At 54.5% G+C, this 16,374-nt stretch carries 10 protein-coding genes, 2 tRNA genes and 3 rRNA genes; 1 reads left to right on the top strand and 14 read right to left on the bottom strand.

The window, feature by feature from the left end; translation table 11 throughout:
* Positions 1 to 77: 77 nt before the first annotated feature.
* The 14 genes from ACWGZX_RS09645 to ACWGZX_RS09710 form a co-directional block, all read right to left on the bottom strand.
* Positions 78 to 2,381, bottom strand: a complete 2,304-nt coding sequence (locus ACWGZX_RS09645; RefSeq protein WP_452628159.1) for a PqiB family protein — start codon at positions 2,379 to 2,381, stop codon at positions 78 to 80.
* On the bottom strand, positions 2,374 to 2,997 hold the full coding sequence (locus ACWGZX_RS09650) for a paraquat-inducible protein A (protein ID WP_223519818.1): 624 nt from the start codon (positions 2,995 to 2,997) through the stop codon (positions 2,374 to 2,376). The genes ACWGZX_RS09645 and ACWGZX_RS09650 overlap by 8 nt, the downstream gene beginning before the upstream one ends.
* On the bottom strand, positions 2,984 to 3,643 hold the full coding sequence (locus ACWGZX_RS09655; protein WP_223519816.1) for a paraquat-inducible protein A: 660 nt from the start codon (positions 3,641 to 3,643) through the stop codon (positions 2,984 to 2,986). Before ACWGZX_RS09655 ends, ACWGZX_RS09650 begins: the two co-directional genes overlap by 14 nt.
* Before the next feature lie 149 nt (positions 3,644 to 3,792).
* Positions 3,793 to 3,908, bottom strand: a 5S ribosomal RNA gene (gene rrf / locus ACWGZX_RS09660).
* 148 nt (positions 3,909 to 4,056) lie between these two features.
* Positions 4,057 to 6,945, bottom strand: a 23S ribosomal RNA gene (locus ACWGZX_RS09665).
* A 248-nt stretch (positions 6,946 to 7,193) separates the two neighbouring features.
* Positions 7,194 to 7,269, bottom strand: a tRNA-Ala gene (locus tag ACWGZX_RS09670).
* A gap of 30 nt (positions 7,270 to 7,299) precedes the next feature.
* Positions 7,300 to 7,376, bottom strand: a tRNA-Ile gene (locus ACWGZX_RS09675).
* Positions 7,377 to 7,457: 81 nt separating this feature from the next.
* Positions 7,458 to 8,993 (bottom strand): 16S ribosomal RNA (locus ACWGZX_RS09680).
* The 16S, 23S and 5S rRNA genes sit together here with 2 tRNA genes alongside, the layout of an rRNA operon.
* 487 nt (positions 8,994 to 9,480) lie before the next feature.
* On the bottom strand, positions 9,481 to 10,101 hold the full coding sequence (msrQ, locus tag ACWGZX_RS09685; RefSeq protein ID WP_452628160.1) for a protein-methionine-sulfoxide reductase heme-binding subunit MsrQ: 621 nt from the start codon (positions 10,099 to 10,101) through the stop codon (positions 9,481 to 9,483).
* Positions 10,101 to 11,114, bottom strand: coding sequence for a protein-methionine-sulfoxide reductase catalytic subunit MsrP (msrP, locus tag ACWGZX_RS09690; RefSeq protein WP_452628161.1), 1,014 nt, complete (start codon positions 11,112 to 11,114; stop codon positions 10,101 to 10,103). Before msrP ends, msrQ begins: the two co-directional genes overlap by 1 nt.
* Before the next feature lie 63 nt (positions 11,115 to 11,177).
* Positions 11,178 to 12,035 (bottom strand): CDP-diacylglycerol--serine O-phosphatidyltransferase, encoded by an 858-nt coding sequence (pssA, locus tag ACWGZX_RS09695; RefSeq protein WP_007948646.1) that lies wholly within the window; start codon positions 12,033 to 12,035, stop codon positions 11,178 to 11,180.
* Between the two features lie 145 nt (positions 12,036 to 12,180).
* The gene (gene ilvC / locus ACWGZX_RS09700) at positions 12,181 to 13,197 is read right to left on the bottom strand and encodes a ketol-acid reductoisomerase (protein ID WP_007948647.1); all 1,017 of its coding nucleotides are present in this window, start codon (positions 13,195 to 13,197) and stop codon (positions 12,181 to 12,183) included.
* Between the two features lie 48 nt (positions 13,198 to 13,245).
* Positions 13,246 to 13,737, bottom strand: coding sequence for an acetolactate synthase small subunit (ilvN, locus tag ACWGZX_RS09705; protein ID WP_003176102.1), 492 nt, complete (start codon positions 13,735 to 13,737; stop codon positions 13,246 to 13,248).
* A 2-nt stretch (positions 13,738 to 13,739) separates the two neighbouring features.
* Complete coding sequence (locus tag ACWGZX_RS09710) at positions 13,740 to 15,464, bottom strand: acetolactate synthase 3 large subunit (RefSeq protein WP_046049403.1); 1,725 nt, start codon at positions 15,462 to 15,464, stop codon at positions 13,740 to 13,742.
* Positions 15,465 to 15,864: 400 nt separating this feature from the next.
* Here ACWGZX_RS09710 and ACWGZX_RS09715 point away from each other — a divergent pair, with 400 nt between their 5' ends.
* The gene (locus ACWGZX_RS09715; RefSeq protein WP_452628162.1) at positions 15,865 to 16,302 is read left to right on the top strand and encodes a DUF4124 domain-containing protein; all 438 of its coding nucleotides are present in this window, start codon (positions 15,865 to 15,867) and stop codon (positions 16,300 to 16,302) included.
* Positions 16,303 to 16,374: the final 72 nt, after the last annotated feature.

Consider the following 16,374-nt stretch of genomic DNA (forward strand, 5'->3'; position numbering starts at 1 on the left):
CACAATGGTTCGGTATGCACCGGATTTAATGTAGGAGCGGGCTTGCCCGCGAAGGCGGCATTACCGGCACCGATAAACTACTTGCCGATTGCGATCTTCGGCGCCCAGGTCAGCCATTCATCCTCGAACTTGTCGAACAGCGGGAAGGTTTGCTCAGCCCGCGCCGGACTACCCATGCGATCACCGTCCGGCGTAGCAAAGGCGATTCCGCCCTGAATCAGCGTCTCCAGCGATTCAGTGCGCACCGTTGCGCCTTTGAACAAGCCGTAGTCGAGACCAAAACCGCTGCTGTTCCAGAAACGCGTACCACTGCGCACCAGCGGCGCGTATTTCGGCTCAATCAGAATGTGTACCAACACACGATCCGCCGTCTGTCCGAGTTCATAGCCAGTGACCTTGCCGACGGTAATTTCGCGGTACGTCACCGGCACACCGGTTTTCAGCGAACCACGGCGAGCGGCACTCAGGACGAGACTCAAACCGGCTTCCTGCTTGGCCGAATCGGGTGGATTGGCCAAGACGACGAAGTTCGTTTGTGGCCCAAGATTTTTCGGTGCGGGCTGCACTTCAATGTATTGGCCGGTGACCAAGGTTTCGAGGTTGGAGGACTTGATCAGACCCAACTCAGGTTTCACCACCCAGAACTGACTGCCTACCCGGGCGATGCGCTCTGGCACTACGGTGATCCGTGCGGTGAGCATCACCGATTGCAGATCATCCGTGAGGTCAACGTCTTCAATCTTGCCGACATCCAGGCCTTTGAATCTCACAGGCGTGCCGTTACGCAAGCCATCGGCGCGCTCAACCTTAATGGTGACCACGGTACCTTTCTGATTGGCCTCGTCATGGTTGGCGAACAGACGGAAACGCGGAATCTTCTTTTGCAGCGGAGCCTTGGCTTCAGGCGTCTCAAAGGCGATGCCGCCGGCCATCAGGCTTTGCAGCGATTCACTTTTGACCTGGATTCCGTCCGTCAGTCCGCCCGTGAGCGTGATGCCGCTGGCATTCCAGAATCGCGTCGAGGCGTTAACCAACCCTTCGTATTCCTTCTCGATGTGGACACCGATTACCAGTCGCTTCGTTTTCTTGGAGAATTGATAGCTCTGCACCGAACCGACTTTGACCTGTTTGTAGAGAATCGGGCTGCCGACTTCCAGTGATCCCAGGTTCTCGGTGAACAACACCAGGTGCAGGCCCGGCGAACGCAAATCCAGCGGCGGCGCCTTGGGCCGTGCGACGAATTCGCGTTGCGGCGCTGAACCTTTATCGCCAGGGCGCACCGCGATGTAGTTACCTTTGACCAACGCTTCCAGACCGGTGATGCCCGCGAGGGAGATCGACGGTTTGACCACCCAGAACTGAGTGCCGGTAACCAGGTAATCCTCGGCCAATGGATCGAGGGTCAATTCAGCGGTGGCACCGGATAGGTCCGGATCGATCTTCAGCGCTTTCAGATTGCCGACCTGAATGCCTTTGTACATTACCGGCGTGCGGCCAGCCTGCAAGCCTTCGAAATCGGTGAGTTTGACCTTGACCCGAATGCCGGCTGCCGCAGCGTCAAAGTCTTCGTAGAGACGGAACGGCAGGCTCGGATCGGTGGGTGGACTGTCCTTTCGGTTCTCCGGAGTGGCGAACGCGATACCACCGGCGACGATGCTCGCAAGTGACTCGCTGCGAATTTTCACACCGGACAGGTTGGCGTCGATGCTGATGCCACTGGCATTCCAGAAACGCGTGTGTTTGCGCACCAGATTGGCGTAGGTGGGTTCAATGAAAACTTTGAGCTCGACGGTACTCTGGTCTTCCGAGAGCACGTAGCTTTTGATCTCGCCGACCTTGATCTGCTTGTAGAACACAGGGCTGCCACGGTTCAGAGAACCGAGGCGATCAGCCTTGATGGTCAGGTGCAAACCCGGCTTGGCGTCAGATAATGGCGGTTCTTCGGCCAGCGCCTTGAATTTGCGAGTGGGCTCTCCTTCACCGGGGCTGATGGCCACGTAGTTACCCGAGACCAGCGTCTCCAGACCGGTGATACCGGCCAGGGTCACGCTCGGTTTGACCAGCCAGAAGCGAGTGCTGGTCTTGAGGTATTGCTCGACATCCTTATTCATCTCGACAGTCGCGATCACGCCTTTGGAAGCGCCTTCGTCATCGAGTTTTAGGGCTTTCACTTTACCGACGGACATGCCTTTGTAGACCACTTCGGTCTTGTTGGCCTGGATGCCTTCGCCGCTTTCAAAACGTATCTGAACCTGGATGCCTGTCTCGTTATAAGCACGCCAGCCGAGCCAGCCGCCGATGATCAAAGCAATCAGGGGCAGAATCCAAATAGCTGACCAGTTCGAGGCCGGTCGGGTTTTTGCTGTAGGCAAATCAGTCATGGTCGTCGTCCGACTCCGTGTTATCCCAAATCAGTCGGGGATCGAAAGAAACTGCGGCAAGCATCGTCAAAATCACCACACTGGCGAAGGCGATGGCGCCAAGATTGGCTTCAATGCTGGCAAGCCGTCCGAAATTCACGACCGCCACCAGGATGGCGATCACAAAGATATCCAGCATCGACCAGCGGCCGATGAACTCGATAAAGCGGTACATCCAGATACGTTGGCGAGCCGAGAGTGGCTGGCGGCGCTGTATCGAAAACAGCAGCAACCCGATGCCCACCAGTTTGAACGTCGGCACTAGAATACTGGCAATGAACACAACTGCCGCGATGGGAAACATGCCGTAATGAACCAGGTCAATCACGCCGGACATGATGGTGCTGGGGGCGCCCTTGCCGAGTGAATTGATGGTCATGATCGGCAGCATGTTGGCCGGAATGTAGAGAATCGCAGCGGTAATCAGCAGCGCCCAGGTGCGCACCAGGCTGTTCGGGCGACGGGCATGCACCAGCGCACCACAACGGGTGCAGACTTGCTCGTCGGTGTCAGCTTCCTGCTTGTTCAACTCATGGCACTCCGCACAAATCAGAATGCCTGCATCAATCGCCCGCATGGGCATCCTCTCCTGATAAAGCCTGCCAGATCTGATGAGGCGACATCACAACCTCCAACCCGACCTGAACCAACAGCAAACTGATAAAGCACACCAGACCAAGACCTACGCTAATGGCTGCCATATCTGCCAGTTTTACGAACGCGACCAGTACGCCCATGAGGTAAACCTCAAGCATGCCCCAGTCTCGTAAATGGTGATAAATGCGATAGAGCAGCAAGCCGTAGCTGCGTCCAATATCAAAGCGAATACTCAACAAGACTGCCAATTGGCAGAGCAGTTTGAGCAAAGGGATACCCATACTGCACAGGAACACAATCACCGCAACGCTTTGCATTCCAGTATCGAACAAAGCGACAACGCCGCTCCAGACGGTGTCCTTAGACGATTGCCCGAGTAGATTGAGCTCCATGATGGGCAAAAAGTTCGCCGGCACATACAACAATAACGCGGCAATGACCAAGGCGAGACTGCGTTGCACGACGTTGTGCCGATGGGCGTAGAGCTCATAACCGCAGCGCGGGCACAGCGCTTTCTCGCCATGGGCGAGTTCGGGTTTTCGCATCAGCAAGTCGCACTCATGACATGCGACCAAATCGTCCAGCGGTAATTCTGACAGCCTTGGGGCGTCAACCGAATCTGGCATAAAGGCTCTGGCTCCGAGAAAGTTGGGCCTATTCTAGAGGTATGAGTCGAAAATAACTGCGCCAATTTGTGCGTTAAACAGAGGTGTACTTTCCTGCGGACAAAACAAAACCCCTACCTGCGTACGCAGATAGGGGTTTCGGAATTTAATCTTGACGATGACCTACTCTCACATGGGGAAACCCCACACTACCATCGGCGATGCATCGTTTCACTGCTGAGTTCGGGATGGGATCAGGTGGTTCCAATGCTCTATGGTCGTCAAGAAATTCGGTAGCCAGGTCGTTATGTGCATAACGCTCCAGCGAATGGGTATGTAATAGATTTGTGTGTTTCGTTTCGAACTTTCGGTTCTTTCGTCTTCACACACCGCAATCTGGCCTCTTTCGAGTTCGCAAATTGCTTGGGTGTTATATGGTCAAGCCTCACGGGCAATTAGTATTGGTTAGCTCAACGCCTCACAGCGCTTACACACCCAACCTATCAACGTCGTAGTCTTCGACGGCCCTTCAGGGGACTCAAGGTCCCAGTGAGATCTCATCTTGAGGCTAGTTTCCCGCTTAGATGCTTTCAGCGGTTATCTATTCCGAACATAGCTACCCGGCAATGCCACTGGCGTGACAACCGGAACACCAGAGGTTCGTCCACTCCGGTCCTCTCGTACTAGGAGCAGCCCCTCTCAAATCTCAAACGTCCACGGCAGATAGGGACCGAACTGTCTCACGACGTTCTAAACCCAGCTCGCGTACCACTTTAAATGGCGAACAGCCATACCCTTGGGACCGGCTTCAGCCCCAGGATGTGATGAGCCGACATCGAGGTGCCAAACACCGCCGTCGATATGAACTCTTGGGCGGTATCAGCCTGTTATCCCCGGAGTACCTTTTATCCGTTGAGCGATGGCCCTTCCATACAGAACCACCGGATCACTAAGACCTACTTTCGTACCTGCTCGACGTGTCTGTCTCGCAGTCAAGCGCGCTTTTGCCTTTATACTCTACGACCGATTTCCGACCGGTCTGAGCGCACCTTCGTACTCCTCCGTTACTCTTTAGGAGGAGACCGCCCCAGTCAAACTACCCACCATACACTGTCCTCGATCCGGATAACGGACCTGAGTTAGAACCTCAAAGTTGCCAGGGTGGTATTTCAAGGTTGGCTCCACGCGAACTGGCGTCCACGCTTCAAAGCCTCCCACCTATCCTACACAAGCAAATTCAAAGTCCAGTGCAAAGCTATAGTAAAGGTTCACGGGGTCTTTCCGTCTAGCCGCGGATACACTGCATCTTCACAGCGATTTCAATTTCACTGAGTCTCGGGTGGAGACAGCGCCGCCATCGTTACGCCATTCGTGCAGGTCGGAACTTACCCGACAAGGAATTTCGCTACCTTAGGACCGTTATAGTTACGGCCGCCGTTTACCGGGGCTTCGATCAAGAGCTTCGCGTTAGCTAACCCCATCAATTAACCTTCCGGCACCGGGCAGGCGTCACACCCTATACGTCCACTTTCGTGTTTGCAGAGTGCTGTGTTTTTAATAAACAGTCGCAGCGGCCTGGTATCTTCGACCGGCATGGGCTTACGCAGTAAATGCTTCACCCTCACCGGCGCACCTTCTCCCGAAGTTACGGTGCCATTTTGCCTAGTTCCTTCACCCGAGTTCTCTCAAGCGCCTTGGTATTCTCTACCCAACCACCTGTGTCGGTTTGGGGTACGGTTCCTGGTTACCTGAAGCTTAGAAGCTTTTCTTGGAAGCATGGCATCAACCACTTCGTCACCCAAAGGGTAACTCGTCATCAGCTCTCGGCCTTAGAATCCCGGATTTACCTAAGATTCCAGCCTACCACCTTAAACTTGGACAACCAACGCCAAGCTGGCCTAGCCTTCTCCGTCCCTCCATCGCAATAACCAGAAGTACAGGAATATTAACCTGTTTTCCATCGACTACGCTTTTCAGCCTCGCCTTAGGGACCGACTAACCCTGCGTCGATTAACGTTGCGCAGGAAACCTTGGTCTTTCGGCGTGGGTGTTTTTCACACCCATTGTCGTTACTCATGTCAGCATTCGCACTTCTGATACCTCCAGCAAGCTTCTCAACTCACCTTCACAGGCTTACAGAACGCTCCTCTACCGCATCACCTAAGTGATACCCGTAGCTTCGGTGTATGGTTTGAGCCCCGTTACATCTTCCGCGCAGGCCGACTCGACTAGTGAGCTATTACGCTTTCTTTAAAGGGTGGCTGCTTCTAAGCCAACCTCCTAGCTGTCTAAGCCTTCCCACATCGTTTCCCACTTAACCATAACTTTGGGACCTTAGCTGACGGTCTGGGTTGTTTCCCTTTTCACGACGGACGTTAGCACCCGCCGTGTGTCTCCCATGCTCGGCACTTGTAGGTATTCGGAGTTTGCATCGGTTTGGTAAGTGGGATGACCCCCTAGCCGAAACAGTGCTCTACCCCTACAGTGATACATGAGGCGCTACCTAAATAGCTTTCGAGGAGAACCAGCTATCTCCGAGCTTGATTAGCCTTTCACTCCGATCCACAGGTCATCCGCTAACTTTTCAACGGTAGTCGGTTCGGTCCTCCAGTTAGTGTTACCCAACCTTCAACCTGCCCATGGATAGATCGCCCGGTTTCGGGTCTATTCCCAGCGACTAGACGCCCTATTAAGACTCGCTTTCGCTACGCCTCCCCTATTCGGTTAAGCTCGCCACTGAAAATAAGTCGCTGACCCATTATACAAAAGGTACGCAGTCACCCAACAAAGTGGGCTCCCACTGCTTGTACGCATACGGTTTCAGGATCTATTTCACTCCCCTCTCCGGGGTTCTTTTCGCCTTTCCCTCACGGTACTAGTTCACTATCGGTCAGTCAGTAGTATTTAGCCTTGGAGGATGGTCCCCCCATATTCAGACAAAGTTTCTCGTGCTCCGTCCTACTCGATTTCATGACCAAGAGATTTTCGCGTACAGGGCTATCACCCACTATGGCCGCACTTTCCAGAGCGTTCCGCTAATCTCAAAGCCACTTAAGGGCTAGTCCCCGTTCGCTCGCCACTACTAAGGGAATCTCGGTTGATTTCTTTTCCTCAGGGTACTTAGATGTTTCAGTTCCCCTGGTTCGCCTCTTAAGCCTATGTATTCAGCTTAAGATAACCATCTTATGATGGCTGGGTTCCCCATTCAGACATCTCCGGATCAAAGTCTGTTTGCCGACTCCCCGAAGCTTTTCGCAGGCTACCACGTCTTTCATCGCCTCTGACTGCCAAGGCATCCACCGTATGCGCTTCTTCACTTGACCATATAACCCCAAGCAATCTGGTTATACTGTGAAGACGACATTCGCCGAAAATTCGATTCTTGCTCATAAAGAGCAACTCACAAATTTTACCTTAGCCTGAGCCGTTACCAGTGAAAGTAACGTTCAGTCTATCTTTCTATCACATACCCAAATTTTTAAAGAACGAACTAGTCAAAGACTAGAAATCAACATTCACCATCATCCGATGGAATGCTCATTTCTAAGCTTTATACCGACAGAAGCAGTAGTGGTGGAGCCAAACGGGATCGAACCGTTGACCTCCTGCGTGCAAGGCAGGCGCTCTCCCAGCTGAGCTATGGCCCCGTATTTCTACAGGCGTTTCCCACACAAAATTGGTGGGTCTGGGCAGATTCGAACTGCCGACCTCACCCTTATCAGGGGTGCGCTCTAACCAACTGAGCTACAGACCCAATTTCGGGCTGCTTCTTTCGTCTTCTTCAATGAATCAAGCAATTCGTGTGGGAACTTATGGAGCAGCTGATGTCGTCGATTAAGGAGGTGATCCAGCCGCAGGTTCCCCTACGGCTACCTTGTTACGACTTCACCCCAGTCATGAATCACACCGTGGTAACCGTCCTCCCGAAGGTTAGACTAGCTACTTCTGGTGCAACCCACTCCCATGGTGTGACGGGCGGTGTGTACAAGGCCCGGGAACGTATTCACCGCGACATTCTGATTCGCGATTACTAGCGATTCCGACTTCACGCAGTCGAGTTGCAGACTGCGATCCGGACTACGATCGGTTTTATGGGATTAGCTCCACCTCGCGGCTTGGCAACCCTCTGTACCGACCATTGTAGCACGTGTGTAGCCCAGGCCGTAAGGGCCATGATGACTTGACGTCATCCCCACCTTCCTCCGGTTTGTCACCGGCAGTCTCCTTAGAGTGCCCACCATTACGTGCTGGTAACTAAGGACAAGGGTTGCGCTCGTTACGGGACTTAACCCAACATCTCACGACACGAGCTGACGACAGCCATGCAGCACCTGTCTCAATGTTCCCGAAGGCACCAATCCATCTCTGGAAAGTTCATTGGATGTCAAGGCCTGGTAAGGTTCTTCGCGTTGCTTCGAATTAAACCACATGCTCCACCGCTTGTGCGGGCCCCCGTCAATTCATTTGAGTTTTAACCTTGCGGCCGTACTCCCCAGGCGGTCAACTTAATGCGTTAGCTGCGCCACTAAGAGCTCAAGGCTCCCAACGGCTAGTTGACATCGTTTACGGCGTGGACTACCAGGGTATCTAATCCTGTTTGCTCCCCACGCTTTCGCACCTCAGTGTCAGTATCAGTCCAGGTGGTCGCCTTCGCCACTGGTGTTCCTTCCTATATCTACGCATTTCACCGCTACACAGGAAATTCCACCACCCTCTACCATACTCTAGCTTGTCAGTTTTGAATGCAGTTCCCAGGTTGAGCCCGGGGATTTCACATCCAACTTAACAAACCACCTACGCGCGCTTTACGCCCAGTAATTCCGATTAACGCTTGCACCCTCTGTATTACCGCGGCTGCTGGCACAGAGTTAGCCGGTGCTTATTCTGTCGGTAACGTCAAGACCGCAACGTATTAGGTTACTGCCCTTCCTCCCAACTTAAAGTGCTTTACAATCCGAAGACCTTCTTCACACACGCGGCATGGCTGGATCAGGCTTTCGCCCATTGTCCAATATTCCCCACTGCTGCCTCCCGTAGGAGTCTGGACCGTGTCTCAGTTCCAGTGTGACTGATCATCCTCTCAGACCAGTTACGGATCGTCGCCTTGGTGAGCCATTACCTCACCAACTAGCTAATCCGACCTAGGCTCATCTGATAGCGCAAGGCCCGAAGGTCCCCTGCTTTCTCCCGTAGGACGTATGCGGTATTAGCGTCCGTTTCCGAGCGTTATCCCCACTACCAGGCAGATTCCTAGGCATTACTCACCCGTCCGCCGCTCTCAAGAGGTGCAAGCACCTCTCTACCGCTCGACTTGCATGTGTTAGGCCTGCCGCCAGCGTTCAATCTGAGCCATGATCAAACTCTTCAGTTCAAACATCTTTGGGTTTTTAAGAAACCCTAAACTTGGCTCAGCAATCGTTGGTTACATCTTTGATTTCTCGCGGAGTAACTTGTGATGCTGATAATCTTGTTGACTATCAGTCTGACTCCACAAGCACCCACACGAATTGCTTGATTCAGTTGTTAAAGAGCGGTTGGTTAAGATCTTTCGTCTCAACCGAGGCGCGCATTCTACAGCAGCCTCTGTTGCTGTCAAGCGGTTATTTTCAGAAGTTTTCAAAGTTTCCTTTGTAACTTCAACCACTTGCGCTTTCGATCTCTCGTCAGCGGGAGGCGAATTCTACAGCGTTACACGCTGCTGTCAACACCTCTTTTTCAACTCCTTTCGGGCTTCGATGAACTGAAGCCGCTCACTGTCGAAAACTGCGTAACTCGTTGTTTACCAAGGAGTTTTCCGTTTCGACTGCGCCGGAAGTGGGGCGAATTATAGACACCCAGAATCTGCCGTCAACCTTTAATTACGCCTTTCGTACAGACGGTGCCTTTTTAGCCACTAAACGCGGGATTCGACGGGTAACTACCGGTATACGCAGCACTAATAGCAACACCCCTATAGAGGCATACACCACCCACTCCTTCAGGTCGGCACGAACGATCCACAACATATGCAGCAACCCAAGCCCGAGAATCACATAGACCAGGCGATGCAGCTTCTTCCAGCGAACGCCCAAACGCCGCTGACTGTAGCGATTGGAGGTCACCGCCAACGCCAACAAACACAAGAATCCCAATGTACCGACAATAATGTACGGCCGTTTGCGCAACTCAACAACCAGTTGCGACCAGTCAAACCCAAGGATGAACGCCGTATAGCCGCTTAAATGCAAAACCACATACGCGAAGCACCACAAACCGATCTGTCTTCGCACCGCAATCCACCCCGCCCACCCGGTGAGTTTTTGCAGGAGCGTCAAGCTGAGGGTAATGAGTAGCAGAACAAGCGTACCCAACCCCAACCGGTCAACCAGCACCTTGCCCGGATCAGGCCCCAGCACATCCGCCCACGCCTGATACAACCAGAGTAGCGGCCACACCGCTGCCGCAATGAAGACGCCAATACGCCAAACCGGAAAACGCATCAGTAGTTCTTCCGCAAATCGAGCCCTGTATATAGAGAGGCGACTTCATCCGCGTAGCCGTTGAACATCTGCGTGTCCCGCACATTCGGCTTGAACAGACCACTGGGCAAACGACGCTCCCGCGCTTGAGTCCAGCGCGGGTGATCAACCGTGGGATTCACATTTGCGTAAAAACCATACTCATCCGCAGCAATGCTCTGCCATGTCGTTTTCGGCTGCTCGCTGACCAGGCTGATACGCACAATGGATTTGATGCTCTTGAAGCCGTACTTCCAGGGCACCACCAGGCGTAGCGGCGCTCCATTCTGATTAGGCAGTTCACGCCCGTACATGCCTACCGCAAGAATCGCCAGCGGGTTCATCGCTTCATCCAGACGCAGCCCTTCTACATATGGCCAGTCAATCAAGGCAAAGCCTGACCGCTGCCCCGGCATACTCTTGGGATTTTCCAGGGTTTCGAAACGAATGTACTTCGCCTTTGAGGTCGGCTCGACTTGCTTGAGCAAGGCCGAGATGGGGAACCCGATCCACGGAATGACCATCGACCACGCTTCAACACAGCGAAGACGATAGATCCGCTCCTCTAACTGGTAAGGCTTCATGAAGTCTTCCAGCGCATACCGCCCCGGCCTGCCCACCTCTCCATCCACCACCACGCTCCACGGCTCAGTCTTTAACGCCCCCGCATTGGCAGCAGGGTCGCCTTTATCAGTACCGAACTCATAGAAGTTGTTGTAGTGGGTTGCATCTTTGAAGGGCGTAATCGCTTCGTCCTTGACGGCGACCGCACCCCATTTAGTAGAAGGAAGCTTTTCGGCAAACCAGGAAGGCGCCTTGCCAGGATCGACATCCGCATAGCGCGAAGCCTCCTCGGCACTCGCCCAGCGCGGCAAGCTACTGAAAGCCAAACCTGCAACGGCGGCACCGAGAACATTACGACGAGATAGATAGAAGGATTCAGGCGTGACGTCCGACTCATGGCAGTCAGACGCTTTGGGTACTTTGATCAACATGGCAACTCCGCAGCTTTGGAGAACAGATGCACCAATAGACTGCGGAGTATGGGGGAAATTACATCACTCGGCGTTTTTGTGCCGACGAAGGCGCAACAGGTATTGCACCGGGCCGGAGGCCGCGTAAGCGAGGAAAACCAGCAACAGAATGCGAGGCGGATCGCTGAAGACCACAGCAAACACCAGCACCACCGCAAGGATCGCCACAAAAGGTACGCGCCCTTTCAAGTCCAGTTCCTTGAAGCTGTTGTACTTGATGTTGCTGACCATCAGCATGCCGGCAGCCGCAACCATCAGCGCAACCAGGAAGGACATCTTCGATCCCTGAATGCCGTAGTCGCTGAACGCCCAGACAATCCCGGCAACCACACCCGCCGCCGCCGGACTGGCCAGGCCGATGAAGTAGCGCTTGTCCGCGGTGCCAACCTGAGTGTTGAAGCGCGCCAGACGCAACGCCGCACCCGCCACATAAATGAAGGCAACCATCCAGCCGACCTTGCCCATATCACCCAAGGCCCAGCCAAACGCCAGCAATGCCGGCGCAACACCAAAGGCGACCATGTCCGACAGCGAGTCGTACTCGGCACCAAAAGCGCTCTGGGTATTGGTCATGCGCGCCACGCGGCCATCGAGACCGTCGAGCACCATCGCGACGAAAATCGCGATCGCGGCGAAAGCAAAGTACTTGCTCGCATTGACCGAATCACCGGCACTCAATGCGGCCTGGGCACTCATCGAGTTGATGATGGAATAAAACCCTGCGAACAGGTTCGCAGTGGTGAACAGATTCGGCAGAAGATAGATACCACGATGCCGGACTTTGCGACCCTCAGCGTCATGCCCTTCTTCGATGTGCTCATCGATGGGCAGCAGGCTTTCGGCGTCAGAAGCCTGGTTTGGCTCTTCGGGGCGTTCGCTCATGGACATTACCTTGCAACAGGATGGAAAGTTTTCGACAGGTGTCTGGGACGACGGTTCGGCCACAAACGATGCAGCTTTATACCAGAAGCGGCGATCCAAACGAAAAAACGCGGCCTAGGCCGCGTTTTCCGTACAAGGGCGTGACTTAGTTTTTGGCTTTGTCGACGATCTTGTTGGCACCGATCCACGGCATCATGGAGCGCAGTTGCTCGCCGATGATCTCGATACCGTGAGCGGCGTTGTTACGACGCTTGGCGGTCATCGAAGGATAGCCGGTTGCGCCTTCGCTGATGAACATCTTGGCGTATTCGCCGTCCTGAATACGTTTCAGGGCGTTGCGCATGGCCTGACGGGACTCGGCGTTGATCACTTCCGGACCGGTCACGTACTCGCCGTATTCAGCGTTGTTGGAGATCGAGTAGTTCATGTTGGCGATACCGCCTTCGTACATGAGGTCAACGATCAGTTTCAGTTCGTGCAGGCACTCGAAGTAGGCCATTTCCGGCGCGTAGCCAGCTTCAACCAGGGTTTCGAAACCGGCTTTAACCAGCTCAACAGTACCGCCGCACAGAACGGCTTGTTCGCCGAACAGGTCGGTTTCAGTCTCGTCCTTGAAGGTGGTTTCGATGATGCCGGTACGACCGCCACCAACACCAGCAGCGTAGGACAGCGCAACGTTCTTGGCGTTGCCGGAAGCATCCTGATAGATAGCGATCAGGTCAGGGATGCCGCCGCCTTTGACGAACTCGGAACGCACGGTGTGGCCCGGTGCTTTCGGCGCGATCATGATCACGTCGAGGTCAGCGCGCGGAACAACCTGGTTGTAGTGAATCGCGAAGCCGTGGGAGAAGGCCAGGGTGGCGCCTTTCTTGATGTTCGGCTCGATTTCGTTTTTGTACAGGGCAGACTGGAACTCGTCCGGAGTCAGGATCATGACCAGGTCGGCAGCTGCAACAGCGGAAGCAACGTCAGTCACTTTCAGGCCATGAGCTTCGGCTTTGGCAACAGTGGCCGAACCTTTACGCAGACCAACAGTCACGTCAACGCCGGAATCTTTCAGGTTGCACGCTTGAGCGTGGCCCTGGGAACCGTAACCGATGATGGCAACTTTCTTGCCCTGGATGATGGACAGGTCGCAGTCTTTTTCGTAATAAACTTTCATGAAATTCCCCTATATATCCAGGCCGTTCAGGCCATTCGCTAATTTGGTTTAGATGCTGAGTACTTTGTCGCCGCGGGCAATACCGGTTACGCCGCTACGGACGGTTTCCAGAATCGACGCAGTGCCAATGGACTGAATGAAGCTGTCGAGCTTGTCGCTGGTACCGGTCAGTTGAACGGTATACACGCTGGCGCTGACATCGACGATCTGCCCACGGTAAATATCGGTAGTGCGCTTGATCTCGGCACGCTGGGCGCCGGTGGCCTTGACCTTGACCAGCATCAGTTCGCGCTCAATGTGAGCACTCTCCGACAGGTCGACCAATTTGACCACTTCAATCAGCTTGTTCAAGTTCTTGGTGATCTGCTCGATGACTTCATCGTGGCCAACGGTGGTCAGCGTCAGACGCGACAGAGTCGGGTCTTCGGTGGGTGCCACGGTCAGACTTTCGATGTTGTAGTTGCGCTGCGAGAACAGGCCGACTACACGAGACAGAGCGCCCGGTTCGTTTTCCAGAAGCAAGGAAATAATGTGTCGCATGATTAAGTACGCTCCGTCTTGCTCAGCCACATATCGCGCATGGAGCCGTCTTTGATCTGCATCGGGTAGACGTGTTCGCTGGTGTCGACTGAAATATCCAGCACCACCAGGCGATCCTTCATGGCGAACGCCTCCTCCATCTTCGACTTCAAATCTTTCGAATCGGTGATGCGCACGCCAACGTGACCATAGGCTTCTGCCAGCTTGACGAAGTCAGGCAAGGATTCCATGTAGGAGTGCGAGTGACGGCTGCCGTAACTCATGTCTTGCCACTGGCGAACCATACCCAAAACGCCGTTGTTCAGGATCACGATTTTGACCGGCAAGCCATATTGCAGACAGGTGGACAGTTCCTGAATGTTCATCTGGATACTGCCCTCGCCCGTCACGCAGACGACGTCGTCATCCGGGAAGCTCAGCTTGATGCCCATGGCCGCCGGAAAACCGAAGCCCATGGTGCCCAGGCCACCGGAGTTGATCCAGCGGTTCGGCTTGTTGAACGTGTAGTACTGCGCCGCAAACATTTGGTGCTGGCCCACGTCGGAGGCCACAAAGGCATCGCCCTTGGTGACTTCGCACAGGGTTTCGATCACGGTCTGCGGCTTGATGACGCTACCGTCGCCCTTGTCGTAAGGGAACAGACCGCGGTCACCGCGCCACTCATCAACTTGCTTCCACCAGCTGGCAACGGACTCCTTGTTCGGGGTCTCGCCGATTTCCTTGAGGATCGCGACCATCTCGGTCAGGACACTCTCGACCGGACCGACGATAGGCACGTCTGCCTTGATGGTCTTGGAAATCGAAGCCGGGTCGATGTCGATGTGAATGATCTTGGCATTCGGGCAGAACTTGGCCGGGCCGTTGATCACGCGGTCGTCGAAACGAGCGCCGACTGCAAGGATCACGTCGGCATGGTGCATCGCCAGGTTAGCGGTGTAGCTGCCGTGCATGCCGAGCATGCCGATGAACTGACGATCGGTGCCAGGGTAGGCACCCAATCCCATCAGGGTATTGGTCACTGGCAGGTTGAGCATCTTCGCCAATTCGGTCAGCGGCGCGGAGCCACCACCGAGAATCACGCCTCCGCCTGCGTACATCACAGGACGCTTGGCCGCCAGGAGCATTTCTGCCGCCTTGCGGATCTGCCCAGAGTGACCGCGAACGGCCGGGCTGTAGGAACGCAGCTTGGCTTTTTTCGGGAAGATGTATTCGAACTTCTCGGCCGGGTTGGTCATGTCTTTCGGAATATCGACAACGACCGGGCCCGGACGACCGGATTGCGCCAGGTAGAACGCTTTCTTCATGACTTCCGGGATTTCCGATGCGTGCTTGATCATGAAGCTGTGCTTCACGATCGGCCGGGAGATACCGATCATGTCGGTTTCCTGGAACGCATCGGTGCCCACCATGTTGCTAGGCACCTGGCCGGAAATGACCACCATCGGAATGGAGTCCATGTAGGCGGTGGCAATACCAGTGATGGCATTGGTTGCGCCAGGACCGGAAGTCACCAGTACCACGCCGGCTTTACCGGTGGCACGGGCATAGCCGTCAGCCATATGGGTAGCCGCTTGTTCGTGACGAACCAGGATGTGGGTCACTTCCGGTTCTTTGAACAGGGCATCGTAAACATGAAGAAGAGCACCACCCGGGTACCCGTAGATATATTTGACGCCTTCGTCACGCAAGAAGCGGACGAGCATCTCACCGCCAGATAAAAGCTCCACGTTGTTCACCTCTAAAACGCCAGAATACCGCCCACTCAAACGGGGACGGGTCTTAATAGGTTTACTTCTCGGCAGAGCATGAGCGACGGTGGTCGCCGACTACGTCAGCACTGACTGAGCAAGTATTGGGATCGTCCCAAGTGTTGCGGGCCTTTCCCACCCAGCGCGAGGTAACGCGTTGCGGGTGTAACAAGTCGGCGCGGATGTGCGCCTCATGATCTGCTGAGTGGGTCTGCTTCTGGCAGTCCCTCTACAGCGGACTTTGGATTCTTCTGTTTCGTCCTCTGCAAGTCAAGTCGTCTATGTGCTTAATTGAAGTAAGCACATGAGAAAGCAAGAAAAAATCGCCAAACAGCGACTGTGTTAGCTTCGATTGCGCAACTCATGACTAGGAAATGGCATGCGAACGATCTTCTTCACGGTCAGCCTGCTGATCAGCCCTTTATGTGTGGCGGGCCAGATCTACAAATGGGTCGATGCCCAAGGCGTGACTCACTTCGATTCACAACCGCCCCAAGGACAGGAAGCCGCCACCGTGGTGACCCCCTCCTCTTCTGCCGGCAAACCGGCCACGCTGCCAGGCAGCAGCGCCATCGGTAATCAACAGGACATCGACAACACCGTAAAAAAGCAGGTTGCCGAGCATCAAGCTCAACTCAACGCATTTTGCATGCAGGCGCGGACGAACCTGGCTCAACTGCAAAACAATCCGCGACTTCGGGAGGATGTGGAAGGCGAGATGCGCCGCCTGACCGATCAACAACGTCAGGAACGCATTGGCGAAACACAGAAACAGATTGCGCAGAACTGCTGTAGGGGTCGAGCTTGCTCGCGATAGCGGTGCAACATTCAACAGATCTGTTGAGTGTTACGCCGCCCGGAGCAAGCTCAGCTCCTACAGAGGATCGGA

The organism is Pseudomonas sp. CLCA07 (genome assembly GCF_053615335.1).

Excerpts from the sequence above, each read along its gene's own strand:
- ACWGZX_RS09645 (WP_452628159.1), bottom strand. The coding sequence starts at position 2,381 with ATGACTGATTTGCCTACAGCAAAAACCCGACCGGCCTCGAACTGGTCA.
- ACWGZX_RS09650 (WP_223519818.1), bottom strand. The coding sequence starts at position 2,997 with ATGCGGGCGATTGATGCAGGCATTCTGATTTGTGCGGAGTGCCATGAG.
- ACWGZX_RS09655 (WP_223519816.1), bottom strand. The coding sequence starts at position 3,643 with ATGCCAGATTCGGTTGACGCCCCAAGGCTGTCAGAATTACCGCTGGAC.
- msrQ (WP_452628160.1), bottom strand. The coding sequence starts at position 10,101 with ATGCGTTTTCCGGTTTGGCGTATTGGCGTCTTCATTGCGGCAGCGGTG.
- msrP (WP_452628161.1), bottom strand. The coding sequence starts at position 11,114 with ATGTTGATCAAAGTACCCAAAGCGTCTGACTGCCATGAGTCGGACGTC.
- pssA (WP_007948646.1), bottom strand. The coding sequence starts at position 12,035 with ATGAGCGAACGCCCCGAAGAGCCAAACCAGGCTTCTGACGCCGAAAGC.
- ilvC (WP_007948647.1), bottom strand. The coding sequence starts at position 13,197 with ATGAAAGTTTATTACGAAAAAGACTGCGACCTGTCCATCATCCAGGGC.
- ilvN (WP_003176102.1), bottom strand. The coding sequence starts at position 13,737 with ATGCGACACATTATTTCCTTGCTTCTGGAAAACGAACCGGGCGCTCTG.
- ACWGZX_RS09715 (WP_452628162.1), top strand. The coding sequence starts at position 15,865 with ATGCGAACGATCTTCTTCACGGTCAGCCTGCTGATCAGCCCTTTATGT.